1 protein-coding gene is annotated in these 395 nt (G+C 33.7%); it reads left to right on the top strand.

What is annotated here, in order from left to right; translation table 11 throughout:
- Window positions 1–395 (top strand): glycosyltransferase (locus E3E26_RS11035; RefSeq protein ID WP_167901368.1); only part of this gene is annotated, 395 nt, incomplete at both ends.

Below are 395 nucleotides of genomic sequence, written 5' to 3'. Positions count from 1 at the left end.
CTATGATTTAGTACCCATAAAATTTCCTCAGACCCATCGGGGGGATACTATTCTAGCCCATAAATATGCACTAATGCGTAGCTTAAGATATGCAGATAAGATAATATCCATATCTTACAGTACCAAAAAGGACGCTGTAAAATATTTCAAAATCTCAGAAGAAAAGATAAGAGTCATTCACCTAGGAGTTGATGAGGACTACAAACTCTTACCAGAAAATGAAATCAAAAAAATTAAGCAAAAATACAACCTCAATTATCCATTCATACTTTATGTTGGAACTCTGGAGCCAAGAAAAAACATTCCAACACTTCTAAAAGCTCTTTACAAGCTTAAAAAACAAGGGTTGCCTCATAAACTAGTTATCACAGGCAAAAAAGGTTGGAAATACAAAA

This window comes from Thermococcus sp. LS1 (genome assembly GCF_012027395.1).
Taxonomy (GTDB): Archaea; Methanobacteriota_B; Thermococci; order Thermococcales; family Thermococcaceae; genus Thermococcus.
This window is presented reverse-complemented; position numbering and strand designations above follow the sequence as displayed.